The organism is Marinobacter sp. (assembly GCF_052094685.1).
In the GTDB taxonomy this organism is placed as follows: Bacteria; Pseudomonadota; Gammaproteobacteria; order Pseudomonadales; family Oleiphilaceae; genus Marinobacter.
Genome location: NZ_JBQDKB010000046.1, coordinates 1 through 18,259, shown reverse-complemented (window position 1 = coordinate 18,259; position 18,259 = coordinate 1). Strand labels below are relative to the sequence as shown.

At 55.1% G+C, this 18,259-nt stretch carries 18 protein-coding genes; 11 read left to right on the top strand and 7 right to left on the bottom strand.

What is annotated here, in order from left to right; translation table 11 throughout:
- Nucleotides 1-111 precede the first annotated feature (111 nt).
- The 7 genes from sufB (at nucleotide 112) to ACTH3S_RS10690 (ending at nucleotide 6,386) form a co-directional block, all read left to right on the top strand.
- Nucleotides 112-1,560, top strand: a complete 1,449-nt coding sequence (gene sufB, locus ACTH3S_RS10720) for a Fe-S cluster assembly protein SufB (RefSeq protein WP_441809003.1) — start codon at nucleotides 112-114, stop codon at nucleotides 1,558-1,560.
- A gap of 69 nt (nucleotides 1,561-1,629) precedes the next feature.
- Nucleotides 1,630-2,418, top strand: coding sequence for a Fe-S cluster assembly ATPase SufC (gene sufC, locus ACTH3S_RS10715; RefSeq protein WP_441809002.1), 789 nt, complete (start codon nucleotides 1,630-1,632; stop codon nucleotides 2,416-2,418).
- Nucleotides 2,419-2,430: 12 nt separating this feature from the next.
- Nucleotides 2,431-3,717 carry a Fe-S cluster assembly protein SufD gene (gene sufD / locus ACTH3S_RS10710; RefSeq protein WP_441809001.1) on the top strand — a complete coding sequence of 429 codons (1,287 nt, stop codon included), beginning with the start codon at nucleotides 2,431-2,433 and terminating at the stop codon, nucleotides 3,715-3,717.
- A gap of 5 nt (nucleotides 3,718-3,722) precedes the next feature.
- On the top strand, nucleotides 3,723-4,976 hold the full coding sequence (locus tag ACTH3S_RS10705; protein WP_441809000.1) for an aminotransferase class V-fold PLP-dependent enzyme: 1,254 nt from the start codon (nucleotides 3,723-3,725) through the stop codon (nucleotides 4,974-4,976).
- 13 nt (nucleotides 4,977-4,989) lie between these two features.
- Entirely contained in the window at nucleotides 4,990-5,343 is a 354-nt protein-coding gene (locus ACTH3S_RS10700; protein WP_441808999.1) for a HesB/IscA family protein, read from the top strand.
- Nucleotides 5,344-5,381: 38 nt separating this feature from the next.
- On the top strand, nucleotides 5,382-5,924 hold the full coding sequence (gene sufT / locus ACTH3S_RS10695; RefSeq protein ID WP_441808998.1) for a putative Fe-S cluster assembly protein SufT: 543 nt from the start codon (nucleotides 5,382-5,384) through the stop codon (nucleotides 5,922-5,924).
- Entirely contained in the window at nucleotides 5,925-6,386 is a 462-nt protein-coding gene (locus tag ACTH3S_RS10690) for a SufE family protein (protein WP_441808997.1), read from the top strand.
- A gap of 23 nt (nucleotides 6,387-6,409) precedes the next feature.
- On the opposite strand, the gene ACTH3S_RS10685 is transcribed toward ACTH3S_RS10690, so the two are convergent.
- Nucleotides 6,410-7,555: a flagella assembly protein FlgT middle domain-containing protein gene (locus ACTH3S_RS10685; RefSeq protein ID WP_441808996.1), complete on the bottom strand. Its 1,146-nt coding sequence runs from the start codon at nucleotides 7,553-7,555 to the stop codon at nucleotides 6,410-6,412.
- 378 nt (nucleotides 7,556-7,933) lie between these two features.
- Here ACTH3S_RS10685 and traF point away from each other — a divergent pair, with 378 nt between their 5' ends.
- The 4 genes from traF (at nucleotide 7,934) to trmL (ending at nucleotide 12,280) form a co-directional block, all read left to right on the top strand.
- Nucleotides 7,934-9,262, top strand: a complete 1,329-nt coding sequence (traF, locus tag ACTH3S_RS10680) for a conjugal transfer protein TraF (protein WP_441808995.1) — start codon at nucleotides 7,934-7,936, stop codon at nucleotides 9,260-9,262.
- 106 nt (nucleotides 9,263-9,368) lie between these two features.
- Nucleotides 9,369-10,481: a multifunctional CCA tRNA nucleotidyl transferase/2'3'-cyclic phosphodiesterase/2'nucleotidase/phosphatase gene (locus ACTH3S_RS10675; RefSeq protein ID WP_441808994.1), complete on the top strand. Its 1,113-nt coding sequence runs from the start codon at nucleotides 9,369-9,371 to the stop codon at nucleotides 10,479-10,481.
- A 129-nt stretch (nucleotides 10,482-10,610) separates the two neighbouring features.
- A complete protein-coding gene (locus ACTH3S_RS10670; protein WP_441808993.1) occupies nucleotides 10,611-11,789 on the top strand; it encodes an acetyl-CoA C-acetyltransferase in 1,179 nt (392 codons plus the stop codon).
- Between the two features lie 5 nt (nucleotides 11,790-11,794).
- Complete coding sequence (gene trmL, locus ACTH3S_RS10665; protein WP_441808992.1) at nucleotides 11,795-12,280, top strand: tRNA (uridine(34)/cytosine(34)/5-carboxymethylaminomethyluridine(34)-2'-O)-methyltransferase TrmL; 486 nt, start codon at nucleotides 11,795-11,797, stop codon at nucleotides 12,278-12,280.
- Here trmL and ACTH3S_RS10660 read toward each other — a convergent pair.
- The 6 genes from ACTH3S_RS10660 to ACTH3S_RS10635 are packed head-to-tail and all read right to left on the bottom strand — an operon-like array spanning nucleotide 12,217 to nucleotide 18,163.
- A complete protein-coding gene (locus tag ACTH3S_RS10660) occupies nucleotides 12,217-13,062 on the bottom strand; it encodes a heme ABC transporter ATP-binding protein (RefSeq protein WP_441809017.1) in 846 nt (281 codons plus the stop codon). The two genes, trmL and ACTH3S_RS10660, sit on opposite strands and share 64 nt — an antisense overlap.
- Nucleotides 13,062-14,096: a FecCD family ABC transporter permease gene (locus tag ACTH3S_RS10655; RefSeq protein ID WP_441808991.1), complete on the bottom strand. Its 1,035-nt coding sequence runs from the start codon at nucleotides 14,094-14,096 to the stop codon at nucleotides 13,062-13,064. The genes ACTH3S_RS10660 and ACTH3S_RS10655 overlap by 1 nt, the downstream gene beginning before the upstream one ends.
- The gene (locus ACTH3S_RS10650) at nucleotides 14,086-14,934 is read right to left on the bottom strand and encodes a heme/hemin ABC transporter substrate-binding protein (RefSeq protein ID WP_441808990.1); all 849 of its coding nucleotides are present in this window, start codon (nucleotides 14,932-14,934) and stop codon (nucleotides 14,086-14,088) included. The genes ACTH3S_RS10655 and ACTH3S_RS10650 overlap by 11 nt, the downstream gene beginning before the upstream one ends.
- Nucleotides 14,925-16,001 carry a hemin-degrading factor gene (locus ACTH3S_RS10645; protein ID WP_441808989.1) on the bottom strand — a complete coding sequence of 359 codons (1,077 nt, stop codon included), beginning with the start codon at nucleotides 15,999-16,001 and terminating at the stop codon, nucleotides 14,925-14,927. The genes ACTH3S_RS10650 and ACTH3S_RS10645 overlap by 10 nt, the downstream gene beginning before the upstream one ends.
- 1 nt (nucleotide 16,002) lies before the next feature.
- The gene (locus ACTH3S_RS10640) at nucleotides 16,003-17,145 is read right to left on the bottom strand and encodes an HmuY family protein (protein ID WP_441808988.1); all 1,143 of its coding nucleotides are present in this window, start codon (nucleotides 17,143-17,145) and stop codon (nucleotides 16,003-16,005) included.
- 34 nt (nucleotides 17,146-17,179) lie between these two features.
- Nucleotides 17,180-18,163, bottom strand: a complete 984-nt coding sequence (locus ACTH3S_RS10635) for a TonB-dependent receptor plug domain-containing protein (protein ID WP_441808987.1) — start codon at nucleotides 18,161-18,163, stop codon at nucleotides 17,180-17,182.
- Nucleotides 18,164-18,259 lie beyond the last annotated feature (96 nt).

The following is an 18,259-nucleotide window of genomic DNA, read 5'->3' as shown; positions in this document are numbered from 1 at the left end:
TATTGTACAATCTCGAACCAGAAGCATTAGATTAGGCCCCCGCAACCCACTCTGGTTGCCGGCAAACCAAGGGCCTTAGAGCCCACGATGAGAGAATACGGAGCGACGATCATGGCGACCACCGACCAAGAGGTGAACGAACTGATCAAACGGGATTACGAACACGGTTTTGTGACAGAAATCGAAACCGAGACGTTCGAGCCAGGTTTGAATGAAGACGTTATCGCCCGCCTTTCTGCTATTAAGAAAGAGCCGGAATTTATGCTGGAATGGCGCCTCAAAGCCTATCGTCGCTGGCTCGAGATGGAAGAGCCAGACTGGGCGCATGTGGGCTATCCGAAAATCGACTACAACGCGATTTCCTACTACTCCGCCCCCAAGCGCAAAGAAGACATGCCTCAGAGCCTCGATGATGTCGATCCCGAGCTTCTGAAAACTTATGAAAAGCTGGGCATTCCTCTGCATGAGCGTGCTCAACTCGCGGGCGTTGCCGTGGATGCGGTGTTTGATTCCGTTTCCGTAGCCACGACGTTCAAAGAGCCACTGGCGAAAGCAGGTGTTATTTTCTGCTCTATCTCAGAAGCGGTCCGCGACTACCCTGAGCTGGTTCAGAAATACCTCGGCTCCGTTGTGCCTCACACGGACAACTACTTTGCCGGACTGAACGCCGCCGTTTTTTCCGACGGAACCTTCGTATACGTTCCCAAGGGCGTTCGTTGCCCCATGGAACTGTCTACGTATTTCCGCATCAACGCGGCAAACACGGGCCAGTTCGAGCGCACTCTGATCATTGCAGATGAAGGCAGCTATGTTAGCTACCTTGAAGGCTGCACTGCCCCCATGCGCGACGAAAACCAGCTGCACGCAGCGGTGGTCGAGTTGGTCGCGTTGGACGACGCTCAGATCAAATACTCCACGGTGCAGAACTGGTACCCGGGCGATGAAAACGGCAAAGGCGGCATTTTCAACTTTGTCACCAAGCGTGCGGCCTGTATCGGCAAGAACTCGAAAGTTTCCTGGACTCAGGTGGAAACCGGCTCTGCCGTCACTTGGAAATACCCCAGCTGCATTCTGCGCGGTGAAAACAGTGTGGGCGAGTTCTACTCAGTAGCTCTCACCCACAACTTCCAGCAGGCAGACACCGGCACCAAGATGATCCACCTGGGCAAAAACACGTCCAGCACCATCATCTCCAAAGGTATTTCGGCCGGCAAAAGCTCCAACGCCTATCGCGGCCTGGTCAAATTCGGCCCCCGTGCAGAAGGCGCGCGTAACTTCACCCAGTGTGATTCGCTGCTAATCGGCGACCGCTGCGGCGCGCACACCTTCCCGTACATTGAGAGCTTGAATAAATCGGCGATCGTGGAGCACGAAGCGACCACCTCTAAGGTCAGTGACGAGCAAATGTTCCTGTGCCGCCAGCGCGGCATAGATCCGGAACAAGCCGTTTCCATGATTGTGAACGGTTTCTGTAAAGAAGTGTTCAAGGAGCTTCCCATGGAGTTTGCGGTTGAGGCCGGCAAGCTTTTGGAAGTCAGCCTTGAAGGCTCGGTTGGTTAAGACTAGAGAACCCAAAGCATCGCGCAAGCAAACAGAATTCAGACGGTTAAAATAGAGAGAAGCCTACAAATGCTGAGCATCAAAAACCTGCACGCATCCGTTGAGGGCAAAGAGATCCTCAAGGGCATCAACCTGGAGATCAAGGCCGGGGAAGTACACGCCATTATGGGCCCGAACGGGTCAGGCAAAAGCACCCTGTCCCAGGTGCTCGCAGGGAACGACGCATTTGAAGTAACCTCAGGTGACGTCACCCTGAACGGCGAAGACCTGCTGGAGAAAGCAACTGAAGTACGAGCGCGCGAAGGCGTGTTCCTGGCGTTTCAGTACCCGGTAGAGATTCCGGGCGTCAGCAACATGCAGTTCATGCGCACGGCCGTGAACTCCATGCGCCACCATAACGGCGAGCCGGAAATGAACGCCGCTGAGTTTATGAAGCTGGCGCGAGAAGTATCAAACCAGGTGGACCTGGACCCCGCCTTCCTCAAGCGTGGCGTAAACGAAGGTTTCTCCGGCGGCGAGAAAAAGCGCAACGAAATCTTGCAGGCACTGTTGCTGAAGCCAAAGTTGGCCATCCTCGATGAAACCGACTCAGGGCTAGATATCGACGCACTGAAGGTGGTTTCAGATGGCGTGAACGCCCTGCGCTCCGAAGACCGATCCATTCTGATGGTTACACACTATCAGCGCCTGCTCGATCATATTGTGCCGGATTACGTACATGTTCTGGCAGATGGCAAGATTGTAAAATCCGGTGGCCCCGAGCTTGCTCTGGAACTGGAAGAGCGCGGTTATAGCTGGCTTGGTATAAAGGATGAGGCAACTGCAGACAGCTCAGCTCTCTCCAACTCAGCCAATTAAGGAGATCGCGGAATGAAACCAGCACCGACTCTTTCCACCGCGTTTCTGCACCCGGCTGGCCAGGCGTTGCCAGAGCCACTGCTGGCACTGCGCAAGCGGCGCGGTGCCGCCTTGGTAGACATGCCATTGCCAACGCGTAAAACCGAAAACTGGAAGTACTCCAGCAAATATCTGAAGCTGACCGATGAGATGGCCATCTCTCTGCCCACTGCTGGCAAAACCGGCAGTGCATTGGCCGTTCCCGGCTTCAAGGTGGTGTTCATAAACGGCGTAATGATGCCGGAAGCCAGCGAGTACCCGGACCTGAACGACATCCTGATTCAGCGCTTCGGCGACCTGTCAGACTCCGAAGCCAGCGAACTGGCCGAGCGCCTGGACAGCACTCTGGATAGCAAAGCTGTACAACTGGCCGGCCTGAACTCGGCTCGTTTTGAAGATGGCCTGGTGATTCGTCTGAAGCCAGATGCCGTTCTTGATCAACCACTGTTTGTCATCCATGAGGTGACAGCAGATGCCAGCGGCTCTGCCTTCCCCCGCATTTTTGTGGATGCCGGCCGCAACAGCCAGATCACTCTGGTTGAAGAATATATCTCAAGCGGCGAAGAACCCGTGCTAGTGAATTCCGTAACCGAGTTTGCGCTTGCAGAAGGCGCGAATGTTACCAACGTTCGCTTAAACATGGGTGGCGAGAACATTCAACACGTAGGCGCCACCGGCGTACTTCAGCAGCGCAGCTCACGTTTTGAGAGCCACTGCGTAGGCTTTGGCGGCCCTCTTCGTCGCCATGACCTGCAAGTACGACTGGAAGGCGAAGGCGCTGAGTGCAAACTTAACGGCGTAGTGGTTACCCAAGGCACGCAGCATTACGACAACCACACCACTATCGAGCATGTGGCGGCCCATTGCGACAGCGAAGAGACCTATCGCAACATTGCGGCAGACAAATCTCACGCAGTATTCAACGGCCGGATTCATATTCACCAGGATGCCCAAAAGTCCAACGCGAATATGAACAACAAAAACCTGCTGCTCTCTACCGGTGCGGAAATCGACACCAAGCCAGAGCTAGAAATCTATGCCGATGACGTCAAGTGTGCCCACGGCGCTACCATCGGCCAACTTGATGAAGAATCGCTGTTTTATCTGGTTTCACGGGGCATTGGCCGCAGAGAAGCCAACGTACTGCTGACCATGGCATTCATCAACGAGCTGGTGGTACAAATTCCGGTGGAAGCCGTAAGAGATACGGTGCAAGCCCGCCTGAACCAGTTCTTTGATCAAGCATTCCAGGAGATCTAACCAGTATGAGCGATCTGTCCGTGGCAAACACAGCTACCCGCAAGGCGTTTGACGTACAAGCCATTCGCCGGGACTTCCCTATCCTGTCGCAACAGGTTAATGGGAAGCCGCTGGTGTATCTGGATAACGGCGCGTCGGCCCAGAAGCCGTCCGTTGTTCTGGATGCCATGGATCGCTATTACCGGGAAATGCACTCCAACGTACACCGGGGTGCTCACACCCTGGGCGACCGGGCAACCTCGGCGTTTGAAGGCGCCAGGGAAACCGTGCGCAGCTTTGTGAATGCAGCCAGCACCCAGGAAATCATCTGGACCCGTGGCACCACCGAAGCCATCAACCTGGTAGCCAATGGCCTGGCACCACGCCTTAAAGCCGGCGATGAGATTCTGGTGAGCCACATGGAGCACCACGCCAACATAGTGCCTTGGCAGATGATCGCCGAGCGTACTGGTGCGAAAGTGGTGCCGATTCTAGTCACGCCAGAAGGCGAGCTAGACATGGGCTCGTTCAACAGCCTGTTGAACGACCGCACCCGCGTACTAGCCATCACACATGTTTCAAACGTTCTGGGTACGGTTAACCCGGTTGCCAAGATGATCAGCCTGGCCAAAGCTCGCGGCATCATTACCCTGCTTGATGGCGCCCAAGCCGTACCCCACTTCCAGCCAGATGTGCGGGCATTGGATTGCGATTTTTACGTGTTCTCCTCCCACAAACTGTTTGGGCCAACCGGCATCGGTGTGCTGTATGGCAAAACCGCGCTGTTGGAAGACATGCCTCCGTATCAGGGTGGCGGCGAGATGATTGAGCGGGTAACGTTCGAGCGCACAACCTGGAACACCCTGCCCTACAAATTTGAAGCTGGCACACCGGCTATCGCTGAGGCCGTTGGCCTTGGTGCAGCTATCAACTACCTGAACCGCCTGGACAGAGCGGCGATGGAAACGGCCGAAAATGCTTTACTGGATCGAGCCAACCAACTGGTTGAGACGGTTCCAGGCATGAGTATTATCGGTACCGCAAAGCACAAAGTGCCTGTGATGTCCTTTAAAATTGAGGGATTGCATCCTAGTGACATAGGGACTTTACTGGATCAGCAGGGTATCGCTATTCGCACCGGCCATCATTGCGCCATGCCACTGATGGATTTCTACGGAGTTCCCGGTACAGCGCGGGCCTCCTTTGCGTTCTACAATACATTGGACGAGGTGGATCAATTATTTACCGCCTTGCAAAAAGTTCAGCGCTTATTTGCCTGATGGAGGAGACACCATGACAGCTGAAGTCTTCACACCGACCGTCGGCGTTACCATGACGCCAAACGCCGTCAAGCACGTGCGCAAGCAACTCGACAAAGCCGCGAACGCCAAAGGCATTCGGCTGGCCATCAAAAAGAGCGGATGCTCTGGCTTCAAATACGAAACCCAATGGGTTGATGAAGCCTCAGCCGACGACAAAGTGTTTCACATTGATGGCGTTGACGTGTTTGTGAAAGAGGAACATCTAGCCTTGGTGAACGGCATCGAGATCGATTTCGTGACCGAGGGCGTGAACTCCCTGTTCCAGTTCCGCAACCCAAACGCCACCGCCGAGTGCGGGTGTGGTGAGAGCTTTACCGTAACCTAATTCTGCCCCCTCTCGCGCCAAATGAGGTTTAACCAGGCATGCAAGAACGTGAAGTCGTCCTGACCAAACGCGAGGTGGAAGCCCGCCTTGTTCCAACCGGAACAGAAGTGATGATTCCGGTAGACAGCTTTGTGACCATCACACAGTCACTGGGCGGTACCTTTACCGTTGCAGTCAACGGCAATCTTTGTCGCATCGAAGGCCACAATGCCGACGCCTTGGGCAAGAAGCCACTAGAAAGCAGCTTCGAAACACCTGCCGACGGAACCATTAACGAAAACCAGGTATGGGAAGCCATACGCAACTGCTACGACCCGGAGATTCCGGTCAACGTGGTAGATCTGGGCCTGATTTACGAGTGCCGAATCGAAAACGGCACCGCCGAAGGCAATCACATCTTCATCCTGATGACCCTCACCGCCGCCGGTTGTGGCATGGGCCCAGTCATTACCGATGATGTGAAGTCCAAGGTGGAGCACGTACCCAACGTGGATAAGGTAACTGTAGAGCTAACCTTTGATCCGCCCTGGAACAACGATATGCTCACCGACGAAGCCAAGCTAGAACTGGGAATGTTGTAAATGCCAGCTACGGAACAAGATTTTCTGGACAACCCACTAGGAACAAACCCATCGTTAGAAGACGTACTAGACGGCTTCGAATTTCTCGACGACTGGGAAGATAGATACGCGTTTATTATTGATCTTGGCAAGCAACTGCCAGCCTTCCCGGACGACGCCCGAATTGAAGAGAACTACGTTCACGGCTGTCAGAGCCAAGTTTGGGTAATTTCTCACTTCGATGAGGCCAGCGGCAATCTCTACTTGCTGATAGATTCCGACGCCATGATCGTGCGTGGTCTTGCAGCCATGATCACTATTGCACTGAACGGCAAAACCCCAAGAGATTTGTTGGCAACGGATATCGACGAGTTGTTTGAACGGTTGGACCTGTTTCGCCACATTTCCCCTACCCGGGGCAACGGCTTGCGCTCGATGGTAGGGAAGATACGGGATATTGCGGCGGCTGAAATAGCAGCCTGAACCAAGACCTTGTCTACGCTGTGTTAGTGAATAACGGCGTAGTCGCCCTTCTGAATATTGATATGGGAACCGAGCTTCGGCATCCAAGCCCTTGCGGAGTCTAGCGACAGGCTGTGAATGTGCAGCTCTACGTCCGTATCCCAAAGCTGAGCCGGTTCGTCTGGCCGAGCCAGCGAGTGCTCAGCCCGCACCAGCCTCATTTTTGCGCCAGGCAATAACCCCGAAGGCGTTCCTACATCCAGCAGCAGATCCTTCCCAGTAACCTCGATAATCGGAACAAGCATTGGTTGGCAATCAAGCTGGGCGATCACATCTGATGTCATATCCCCCAACACTTTTTCTACAGCCTGCCCATATGCTGTTTCATAGAAACGGGGCGACCCAAAACTTATCCGATCGCTGCGAGACTCATCCCAGCGGCCAGATCCGGAATACCGTTTTTCCATAACAACCCTTCCGGTATAGCCATCGTGCACAGTGATATCCAACTCAAAATTTCGGCTGGTATCAGAGCTAAACAAAGCTCGTTTAATCTTTGACCCGTAATCGGTATTCCAGGCAGCCGGGTCGTTTATGCCCACATCACGGATAACCCCAGACATCACAAACTGAGCCCCCATCTCACGGCTGACCGCGGAATATTTACCGAGCTTATTACCAGGCCCGACCATCATTGTTGGGGCCGCCGTGCGACTGGCATACATCTGCCACTGTGGGGCGGAGAAAGCCTGCACTTGTTCTGATTGCTCAAACCGCTGATAAAGGGAGGTAGAGACAGCGTTTCCTACATTGCTCAAACCACCAAAAACCGACTGATCTGGGTGCTCAAGAGGAAAACCGGCGACGGCCAGCTTTTTCCGATACTTCTGCGCATCTGCACTCGGGCATTTTGGATTCGGCTCAAAAACCTCGGCGCCCTGCTCTTGGCGGATAGTTTTTGCATAGGCATCAAGCACACCTTGTGTGCGCCCTACTTCCTTGGTGACAACCAAATTAACGGGCTTGCGCCGCACTTTCTTGGGCTCCTCCGCTTCCTTAACGTCATCACCGCCAGTTGCAGGCTTTTGCCCATGGGCTAAAGCCTGCCCCGCAAGCAAAGCGATGCATAAGCCCGAAACGAGCGCCAAGCCCCGGCGTACCGAGAAAGCAGCAGACCCGCTTTTAAACATGAGCAATTCTCCATCTGCAGGAACCCAGACAAAATTCCGAAAACATATCGTAAAGTGAAATAACATGAAAATTTCATGCCAGCTTTGATCATTCGGCCACTAACACTCGCCAGACATACGGGCTTACTCCCCACAGCAACTGTAATAGTGCCGAGCAAGCGGCAACTCTCTGCCGGTTTTCTGCGCGCCGATTTCTCGAACGATTCAGCCCGCAACATCCGTACCCCTAACCCCAGCTCCTCGATACCGCACATCTGACCTTCGTTCACAATTTAAAAACAAATGGTTACCGCATATGTCATGTCCAAGTACGGATATTGCTCTAACATTGCACCCACTTAATCATTCAACAATACACTTTCGTTCGTAGGTAACCGAATGCACCAATATCGCTTGTCCAGACTGTTCATTGCCGTGGGTTTATCCGTTGCTGCCACCTCCACGCTTGCCAGCCCTCAAGCATTTATGTCTTCACGTTCATTCGCTATGGGTGGGACAGGTGTAGCCGTTGCTCACCCTTCAAACGCCACTTCGGCAAATCCAGCCATGATGGCCGCTGATCACCATTCATGGTCAGATGATTTCGGTCTTACTCTGCCGTCCGTCAACGTACGGGTTGCAGATGAGGAAGAAACGATTGATCAGGTTGATGACATTCAGGATGTTATTGACGAGTTTGATTCTCTTGTAAGCAGCATCAAAAGTAGCTCGAACCCCTCGTCAGGTGATGCGGCACAGCTTGCAAATTCTGCCGCAGATCTAAGGGATCGCCTGGTTGGTTTCGACAAAGACACCATGCGCGCCAACATCGGCCTGGGTCTCGCACTGGCCGTTCCAAGTAAAACCTTGTCCGTGGGTTTTTTCACTAACGCAAATCTTACAGCAACGGTACGTGGTGACCTTTCAAACGGTGACCGGGTATTCCTTGATACCGTTGTAAGTACAGCGCAGAACGGAACGCCTGGCGCGGTACAGGGTGTCATCAACAGCGCCCCCGTTGATCAAGACGGCAACATCATTTTCAACTCTCAAGGCCGCATTTTGGCGTCAGCCGTGGGCGAATTCGGAATATCCTTTGCACACGCACTAGAACTGAATAGCGGCGACACGATTCAGTTGGGAATTTCCCCAAAGTATGTCCAACTGCAAACCTTTCAGTACACAGAAAGCGTCTCTGGTTTCGAAGACGATGAGTTCGATGGGGATCAATATCAAACAGATAAGGGTGGGTTCAACCTTGATATAGGTGCCGCTTACGCCTTTGGTGATGAGAAGCAGTGGAACGCAGGCATCGTAGTTAAAAACCTCATTCCCATGAAGCTGGATTCTGCTGCAAGCCGTCAAGATCTTGGTGAAGAAGTGCGCACCCTCAAAGTAGGCCCCATGGCCACCGTGGGCATCGCCCACAAGAGCACTTACCACGTTGTTACCGCCGAAGTAGACCTTACCCAAAAAGAAGCCTTTGGTTTTGAAGACGACACGCAATGGCTTGCCGTAGGTGCAGAGCTTGATGCCTGGCGCTATGCCCAGCTTCGTGTGGGTGCTCGTTACAACCTGGCCAGCAACGACGACAACGATGGTATTGCGGAAGAAACTCAGTTCACCGCCGGCCTGGGCTTGAATCTGTTTGGCGCACGCTTTGATCTCGGCGCTTTGATTAGCGATGCTGACATGGGCGTAGCTTTGGAGCTAGGTACCGCTTTCTGATCCTGCTTTGAGTGTTATTTATTGGGTCAGGCAAACTCCAATTTGCCTGACTCGCCTGGGAAACGGATAATTCCCGGACACTTCTTAGCAAGGAACCCTACCCTTCATGCAAACCTATTTGGTTGGCGGCGCCGTTCGCGATAAATTACTGGGCCTGAGAGTCAAAGACCGGGACTGGGTGGTGGTTGGCGCAACACCAGAGCAAATGCTAGCCAAAGGTTTTACCCAGGTAGGCTCAGACTTCCCCGTATTTCTGCACCCGAAAACTCATGAGGAATATGCCCTCGCCCGCACCGAACGCAAACAGGGCCACGGCTACCATGGCTTCAGCGTTTACAGCGCGCCAGATGTCACCCTTGAAGAAGACCTGCTACGCCGGGATCTCACCATTAACGCTATGGCACGCTCCGAAGAAGGCGAGCTGACTGATCCCTTCAATGGCAGAAAAGACCTGGAAGCGCGGGAGCTGCGGCACGTATCGGAAGCGTTCAAAGAAGATCCTCTGCGCATTCTGAGAACCGCCCGCTTTTCAGCACGCTTTCAACCTCTAGGCTTTGGTGTTTGCACAGAGACCATGGCTTTGATGCGCGCCATGGTGGCTGATGACGAAGTGGAACATCTTGTTGCTGAGCGCGTGTGGCAAGAGATTCAGCGGGCAATCCATGAACTGTCGCCATGTACGTTTTTTCAGGTGCTAAGAGACTGTGATGCTCTCACCGTGCTGATACCCGAGCTCACTCCCGATGCTGAATTCAGTGCTGCCATGGATGCACTGCAGCGGGTTCATGTGCAGGAAGGCTCTACGGCAGAGCGTTTTGCCGCACTGCTCGCCCCCCTCGATGAACTTACCTGCATGGCAAGGGCCAAGGCGCTGAAAGCACCGAATGACTGCCAGCAGCTTGCCCGATTGGTTGCGGGGTGTATTTCCGTAATCCGGCAGCTCCACTCCACGCAACCAGATGCAGGCACGTTGCTTGAGTTGCTGGAAAAAGTCGACGTATGGCGGCGGCCGGAGCGCTTCTCGCAGCTAGTCAATGTGCTTGAATGCACCCTCCCCAACAGTGATCAGGCACAACTAGCACCACTCAAAGCAGCCGCAGATGCCGCCTCGGGCGTAGACCCTCAAGCACTGATCAAGCAGGGTTTTGCCGGCAAAGAGCTGGGTGGCGCCATTCGGGCAGAGCGCCTGGCGCGTATATCTCAAGCCGTCAGCCGTTAACGCTGGGGTTGCTCTGCGCTTTTGCAGGCTGGGCCTTTGGGGCTACAATGCCCGCAGTTTTTTATTCTGTGAGGGCTCGAGCTAGCTTTGCTGCCCGACACAGCACAATCATTTAATCGGAGAATTTCCATGCGTGATGTTGTTATTGTTGCCGCCAAACGTACTGCTATCGGCACGTTCGGTGGAGGCCTTTCCAGCCTTCGAGCAGATCAGCTTGGCTCCGTCGTTATCAAGGCACTGTTAGAAGAGACCGGCGTTACCGGCGACCAGATCAGCGAAGTGCTGCTGGGCCAGGTTCTAACCGCAGGCTCGGGCCAGAATCCAGCTCGCCAGTCGTCTATCAATGCAGGCATTCCAGCTTCTGTGCCAGCAATGACCATCAACAAGGTGTGTGGCTCTGGCCTCAAGGCTGTTCACATGGCGGCTCAAGCAATCCGCTGTGGCGATGCTGAAATGATTATTGCGGGCGGGCAGGAAAGCATGAGCCTGGCACCCCACGTTCTACCCAACAGCCGCAACGGCCAGCGTATGGGCAACTGGACCATGATCGACACCATGGTTACCGATGGGCTCTGGGATGCGTTCAACGATTACCACATGGGCGTAACTGCTGAAAACATTGTTGAAAAGTACGGTATCAGCCGTGAAGAGCAGGACGAATTCGCCGCAGCCTCCCAGCAAAAGGCGGTTGCTGCTCGCGAGGCTGGCCGCTTCGATGGCGAAATCGTGCCGGTATCTATCCCCCAACGTAAGGGCGACCCGGTGGTTGTCAGCAAAGATGAAGGCCCCCGCGACGGTGTAACCGGCGAAAGCCTTGCCAAGCTGCGCCCGGCGTTCAAGAAAGACGGCACGGTGACTGCCGCCAACGCCTCCTCCCTCAACGATGGCGCAGCGGCTGTAATGGTATGCAGCGCTGAGAAAGCCAAAGAGCTGGGCCTGACCCCTCTGGCCACTATCAAGGCCCAAGCCAATGCGGGCGTTGATCCCACTATTATGGGCACTGGCCCAATTCCCGCCAGCCAACGCTGCCTGAAAGTGGCCGGCTGGAGCGTTGACGATCTAGATCTGATTGAAGCCAACGAAGCGTTTGCCGCTCAGGCCATCTCCGTAAACCGCGATTTGGGTTGGGACACCAACAAGGTCAACGTGAATGGCGGTGCGATTGCACTGGGCCACCCAATTGGCGCTTCTGGCTGCCGTATTCTGGTGTCGTTGCTGCACGAAATGGTTCGCCGTGATGCTAACAAGGGCCTCGCAACCCTGTGCATCGGTGGCGGTATGGGTGTTGCCCTGGCTGTGGAGCGCTAAGCGCGATGCTGAATGTGGTGCTGTACGAGCCGGAGATACCGCCTAATACGGGTAATATCATCCGGCTGTGCGCCAACACCGGTTGCCGGCTGCATTTGATTGAACCTCTGGGGTTTACTCTGGAAGACAAACAAATGCGCCGGGCCGGGCTGGATTACAGCGAATACGCCACGGTAAAAGTGCATAAGAACTACCAGGCGTTTCTTGAAAGCGAGCAACCTAAGCGACTATTTGGTTTAACCACCAAAGGCCATCGCTACTACCATCAAGTTGCCTATCAGGATGATGACTACCTGATGTTTGGCCCGGAAACCCGTGGCTTGCCTGCAAGCGTTCGCGAAGGCTTGCCTGCCGAGTACTGTTTGAAGGTACCCATGTGCCCGAATAGCCGTAGCTTGAACCTGTCCAACACCACAGCCCTGGTGGTTTACGAAGCCTGGCGACAGCTTGAGTTTATGGGCGCAACCGCCGAAGGTGAAAGCCTGCCATAAGCTGATACCGGCTCCTCTTCCCGGGGAATCACCAGAGGATAACCTTCCTCCAGCTCCAGAATCCGTGCAGACAAACCATAAACCTCCGCCAGCACACACTCGGTTAGCACTTCTGATGGCTGTCCGGCGATATGGCATTGGCCCTGATGAAGCAGCAGCAACCGGTCTGCAAACCTGGCGGCCAAATTGAGATCGTGGGCGACGGCCAGCACAGCAAAACCACGGCGCTTCGCCAACTGCCGGAGCAATGAAAACACCTGCTGCTGATGCGCCGGGTCCAAAGCCGAGGTGCATTCATCCAGCAACAGCAACACAGGTTCTTGGGTATCCCATATCTGCGCCAACACCCGGGCCAACTGAACCCGCTGCTGCTCACCGCCGGATAAACCTGGCGCAAGGCGGTGTCGCAAATGGGTTATGTCTAGTAGCACCATAAGCTCTTCAAGAATGCCCGCGCTTTTCGACAGGGGCTCAGCCGGACGGCCCAAGCGCACGATTTCTTCTACCGTTAACGGGAAGTTCACTTCCACCCGTTGCGGCATAACCGCCCGTTGCTGGGCCAGCTTTTTGTTTGACCAGTTTTTCAGTGGTTGCCCGGCAAATGTTACCTGCCCGGCACCCATCTTGTGTTCGCCCGCCAGCCCTTTAAGCAGGGTAGATTTGCCGGCACCGTTGGGGCCAAGTACCACAAGTAGCTCACCCGCATCCAGCTGAAAGCCGAGATCACGAACAATTGGCTTGCCAGAAAGAGACACACCCAAGCCGTCGACCTGCAAAAGCATCACACCACCCTCGTTCGCATTAGTAACAACAGAAAAAACGGCCCGCCGATCAGCGCCATCATCAACCCGATAGGCAACTCAGCCGGCGCCACCACCACCCGGGCCAGGCAGTCTGCTCCCACCAGCAGGGTGCCACCGGCCAGGGCACTGGCAGGAATCACAACGCGGTGTCCTGCCCCCAGGGTATGCCGCACCAGATGCGGCACCACCAGGCCAACAAAGCCAATCAGGCCACTGACTGCAACTGCTGCGCCCACTCCCAGGCCAGCAATCAGAATGGCGGCGCGCTTGGTCCAGTCGGTGTTGTAACCCAGGTGGCCAACCACCTGCTCGCCCAGCAAAAAGGCGTCCAGTGGCCGCGCCAGAAACGGCGCCGCACACAGCGCCAACAACAACCAGGGCGCGGCCATGGCGACATCATCCCAGGCTGCATGGCCCAGGCTGCCCATGGTCCAGAAGGTGAGCGAGCGTAATTCTTCATCGGAGGAATAGAAGGTCAGCAAGCCAGTGCCGGCACCGGCAATGGCGTTAATGGCAATACCCGCCAGCAGCAACGTGGCTACGGATGTTTGCCCGGCTCTGCGGGCAATTCGCCAGGCTAGAAAAACCGTGCCGCTACCGCCCACAAACGCCGCTATTGGCAGCGCCCACACTCCGGCCAGATCCAGCCAGCCGCCCAGCCAGGTGCCACCCAGCACAATCACCGCAATGGCTGCCAACGATGCCCCGGCAGACACGCCAATCAGCCCGGGGTCTGCCAGCGGGTTACGGAACAAGCCTTGCAGAATGGCCCCCGAAACCGCCAGCACTGCCCCCACCAAAAAGCCCAGAATCAGGCGCGGCATGCGCACATCAAAGAGCACCATTTTGGCCACCTCATCATCAAGGTCGCCAATCAGCACGCCTAAAATATCGGTGGTGGAAAGCGGGTAAGCGCCACTGGTTATGGAAACCAGAGAGACCGCAACTGCGGCCCCTAAGATCAGCAATAGCGCCGGCCCTTTCGCGAGCCGGCCAGCACCGTCAGTGACCATTGCTGGCCACCTGCCCCACTTCGGCCAGTACACTTGCAACCTCTTCCATGGCCTGGGGCAACCTTGGGCCAAAGCCAAGCAGCAACATGCTGTCGCCCACGTAACGCCGGCCCTGCTTCCAGGCATCCAGCGCCGCCAGTTGCGGCCATTGAGAGATGTCGAACTGCCCAGGGCGGGATTCCGCCACAACAATTACATCTGGCCGGGAAGCAAGCAACGCCTCGCGGCTGGCAGGCTTGTAACCGCTCACCTCGGCCATCGCATTGTTTGCGCCCAACGCTTCAAGCAGCGCATGGGCGGCGGTATCGTTACCGGCAATGGTCACGCCATGGTTACCCGCAGCCATCAGGAACAGCACACGCGCCGATGAGCCATCTACGGCGGCCGCTATACGCTCAACACGGCGCTGCATGTCGGCAACCATGGCATCGGCCTGGGCTTCCTTGCCAACCACCCGGCCCACTTCCCGAATACGCGCCATGGTATCCGCCGGCGAGCGGGCAAGCGGCAGCTGGATAACCTTCACGCCTGCCTGCTTCAGCCGTTCCAGGGTTTTATCCGGGGCGGCTTCATCTGTGGTTAACAGCACATCTGGCCGCAGCGCCAGCACCCCCTCAAACGGCAGAGCCCGCAGATACCCCACCCGTGGCAGCGACTTCACTTCCGCCGGGTAGTTACTGGTGGTATCCACGCCTACAAGGCTGCTCTGCGCCCCCAAGGCGTAGACCGTTTCTGTAATACCGCCATCGGCGCTGACAATACGCGGCTGCCCGGCTTCGGCCAGTGTTACGAAGGAGAGGCAGGCTGCGCACAGCGCAACCAAAGCCATCAGGCGCATAGAGCACTCTCCAGCGTTGCAACTTCACGCTGCCAGTGTGTAGATTCGGGGTTGCCCGGTTTGCGGTCGCCAAACAGCGTAATCACAATCTCGCCATCTGCGTTGTAGCCTTCCAGCGATGTAATGGTGCCATCTGTCGACGGCCTGCGAACCACGAACCAATCGGTGATTCCGTCGGTATTCGCGTGCAGGTTGAACCCTTTATCCAACACGTTCATCCAAGGGCCCATGCGCTTTATGTTGTCCACCGTTCCAGCGAAGATTTGGACAATGCCCGGGTTGCCTACGAACACCATAATTGCGCATTCGCTGGCTTTCGCCTGTTCCATAATTTTATCTAGGGGCGAACGAACCTTATCGGTGGTAGTTTTCAGGCGGGTAATCCACTCAGAGCCGACAAGTTCTAGCGCCGTCAGTCGATCTACTTTGTTGCGCTTGAGCATGGCGTGGAAGTGATGGACATCCTTAAGCACGGCCCAGTCTTTGCGCAGTGCCTCCACATCAATGGCATTGGCATCGGCACGTGGCTGCCGGATAGGTGCTTCAGCCAACTGCAGTGTGGGTATTGAGCTGTCTAGATAGCTCCCCAACAGCGCATCCCAAGCGGCAGTGTTTGTAGCTTCGGTTTTGTAAATCTTGTGCAACGCCAAGCCGTAGACACTGAAGAACTGCATGCTTTCCCGCGTGATTTTTCCGGTGTTCTCGGTGACCAGGTATCCGTGGGCCCACTGGTTCAGGAACACCCGAACATCAATGTCGCCCACCGCAAGGCCCATGGCGCCTTTGCCGGCGACTGTGAATTTGTTGAAGGTCGCGGTCACTTCATGCACAACCTGGTTATTGCGGGTAAGGATCATCACATCGCCCACCGCATCCATTGCAGACATCAGAGCACCGAATTCGGGCTTCAATGGCTGAACGCCTTCTTCGCGGCTGAGTAGGAGTTCCAGTTCGCTAACCCCCAGGGCATTTGCAGCGTTTCGAATTCGCAGCTTGGGCTGCTCTTCAAGCAGTTGCTGCCACCGTTGTGCCAGGGTTGCTTCAGGTTGTGTAGCGAGAGCTTCCATCTTAATTCCCCTCAGTTGTCAGGTTGACTTTTTTCCAGCGAATTTCAGGTTGGCCGCTATTACCGTCGATGCCGTAGTAGTTAATGACTTGCACGGCATAGACTGGCGCCGCTGCATCTTCAGAATCACTGTCAATCAGATACACGCGAAAGTTGGGCCAGAGTTTATGAGCGCCTTGGAGGTTGTATTCGTACCAACCTTTATCCGTGAAGAGCCCACCTGTCGTGTCTGGCGAGTAGGCGCGGGCGAGTGAATCGCCGTTGCTATCGATAGTAGCGCTCGTGTAGGTAGACAACTCCGCCCAGTCAATGGGGCCAAGCGCACCACCCTCGCCTGAACCAGATGGGCCACTATTGGTTTTCAGGTACCAGTCCCTTCCGGAAAAACCGATCAGAACATCCCAGGCATCAGAGGTTGCGCAATCAACGGTGGCTCCGGTATCAAAGTCGTAGCAGGCATTGCCACCGTCGTAATCAGTTGGCTCGGTGAAGTGAATGGCTGGGCCCACAATTTGTGTAGTGCCAGCAGCCTGCACCTCAAACGCCAGATTAAAGCTCTGGATTCCTTGACCCTCACGGGTAGGGAAATCGAAATCTTCAACACGCATGCGTGCATAACTGTCGCCCTCTGCGGAACGAACCAGATAACCAATATCAGGAACCTCAGAAATAACTCCTCCCGCCCCATATACGGACCAGTCCTCAGCATCACCAAAGGCATACACCACGCCGTCGGATTTCCAGGTGGAGGGCTCAACGAAGGATTCCTTGAGGTGATCCAACTCGCCTTCTGCTGTCGCGCCAACAAACGCATTTAAATCGGGCTCACCAGATGCGTTATACAATCCTGCCTGCTCATCCCCCACAGCGCCAACAACGTTGCCATTACCGGACTCCCCGGAGTTGAGCTGTACGCTGGTTCGGTTGAAAGCCACATGCCAATCGCCATCCTCCGAAACCGTGTTTCCCGTCGCCAAGTTCAAATACTGAGTCTGGGCTCTCGCATCGACCACTTTCTGGTTATAGCCTTTGTCAGCCTGTTCGTCATCGCCGTTTCCGGTGATATTGTTGTCACTACTACCCCCACAGGCGGTCATCATCAGGCCGAGAGCCGGCACCAGGTACTTCAGCTTCTGTCTATCCATGTCATGGTTCCTTATTTGTAAGTGTGAAGGGCGTTCACTGGCCGCCGAGGGTCAGTGAAAAACCGGTGTAGAGAAATCGACCGGCAACAGGTTGGAAATCATCAGGGTCTGAGAAATCGCGCTGGCTGTCGGTAAGGTTGTCGACACCGGCGTATAATTGAAGCTCCGGGAGCACCCGGTAGTTGAGTTTGAGATCAAGAGAGGTGTAGCCGGAGGACTTTCGATCAAGCGCGGCATCCGCATATTCAGAGCTTTGATTGCGAGCTCTTAGCGACCAAGACAAACCGCTTAGCCCGGTCAAGCCATCGACCGAAGCCTGCAGCTGATGGCTGGGTCTGCGATTGAGATCATTGCCTGTCGCCACATCTTCCGTCTCAGTCCAGGTATATCCGGCAGATATGCGCCAGCCCTCAGCGATTTCCCAGCCAGCAGTGGATTCGATGCCCCAGGTGCGGGCTTGATCAATATTGCTGTAGCGATAGACCACCACGCTATCGGTACGCGCATCCGTTGCCGCTTGATCTATATCCGTCTGAACCAACTCATCGATATCGTTGAAAAAGCCATTAACCTCAACCCAGACTTTCTTCTCAAAGTGGCCACCAAAGCCAAGCTGATAGCTAACGGACGATTCGGGTTCGAGCTGCGGATTACCATTAACAATGTACCCCAGTTGGCTATGATCAAAGCGGTAGTGGCGCTCCTTCAGGTTAGGAACTCGGTAACCTGTACCCACTCCGGCGCGGATAAAACTGTCAAAACCCTCACCATCTTCAAAGCCGAGCCGGGCATTAATTTTGGGGGCCCAGTGAGTTCCGAAGTCAGAATCTCGCTGGCCGCGAAGGCCGGTGACCACTTCCAAATTGTCCAACGCGAACCAGGTATCCTGCCCCCAAAGCTCATAACCTTTTCTGGAAAACTCTTCATTGCTAGTAAGCTCTGACACACCGTCTTTGTACTGTTCAAGTGTTTCGCGCCTTAAATCTACGCCAAACTGGACGCTATGTTTTTCACCCACTGCAGATTCGATGTGGCCGGAGGCTTGTGAAAGCGAGATATCTGTAGTGGCATAGTGAATCTGGCCACCTGACTTTGAGTGTATGATTACTCACAC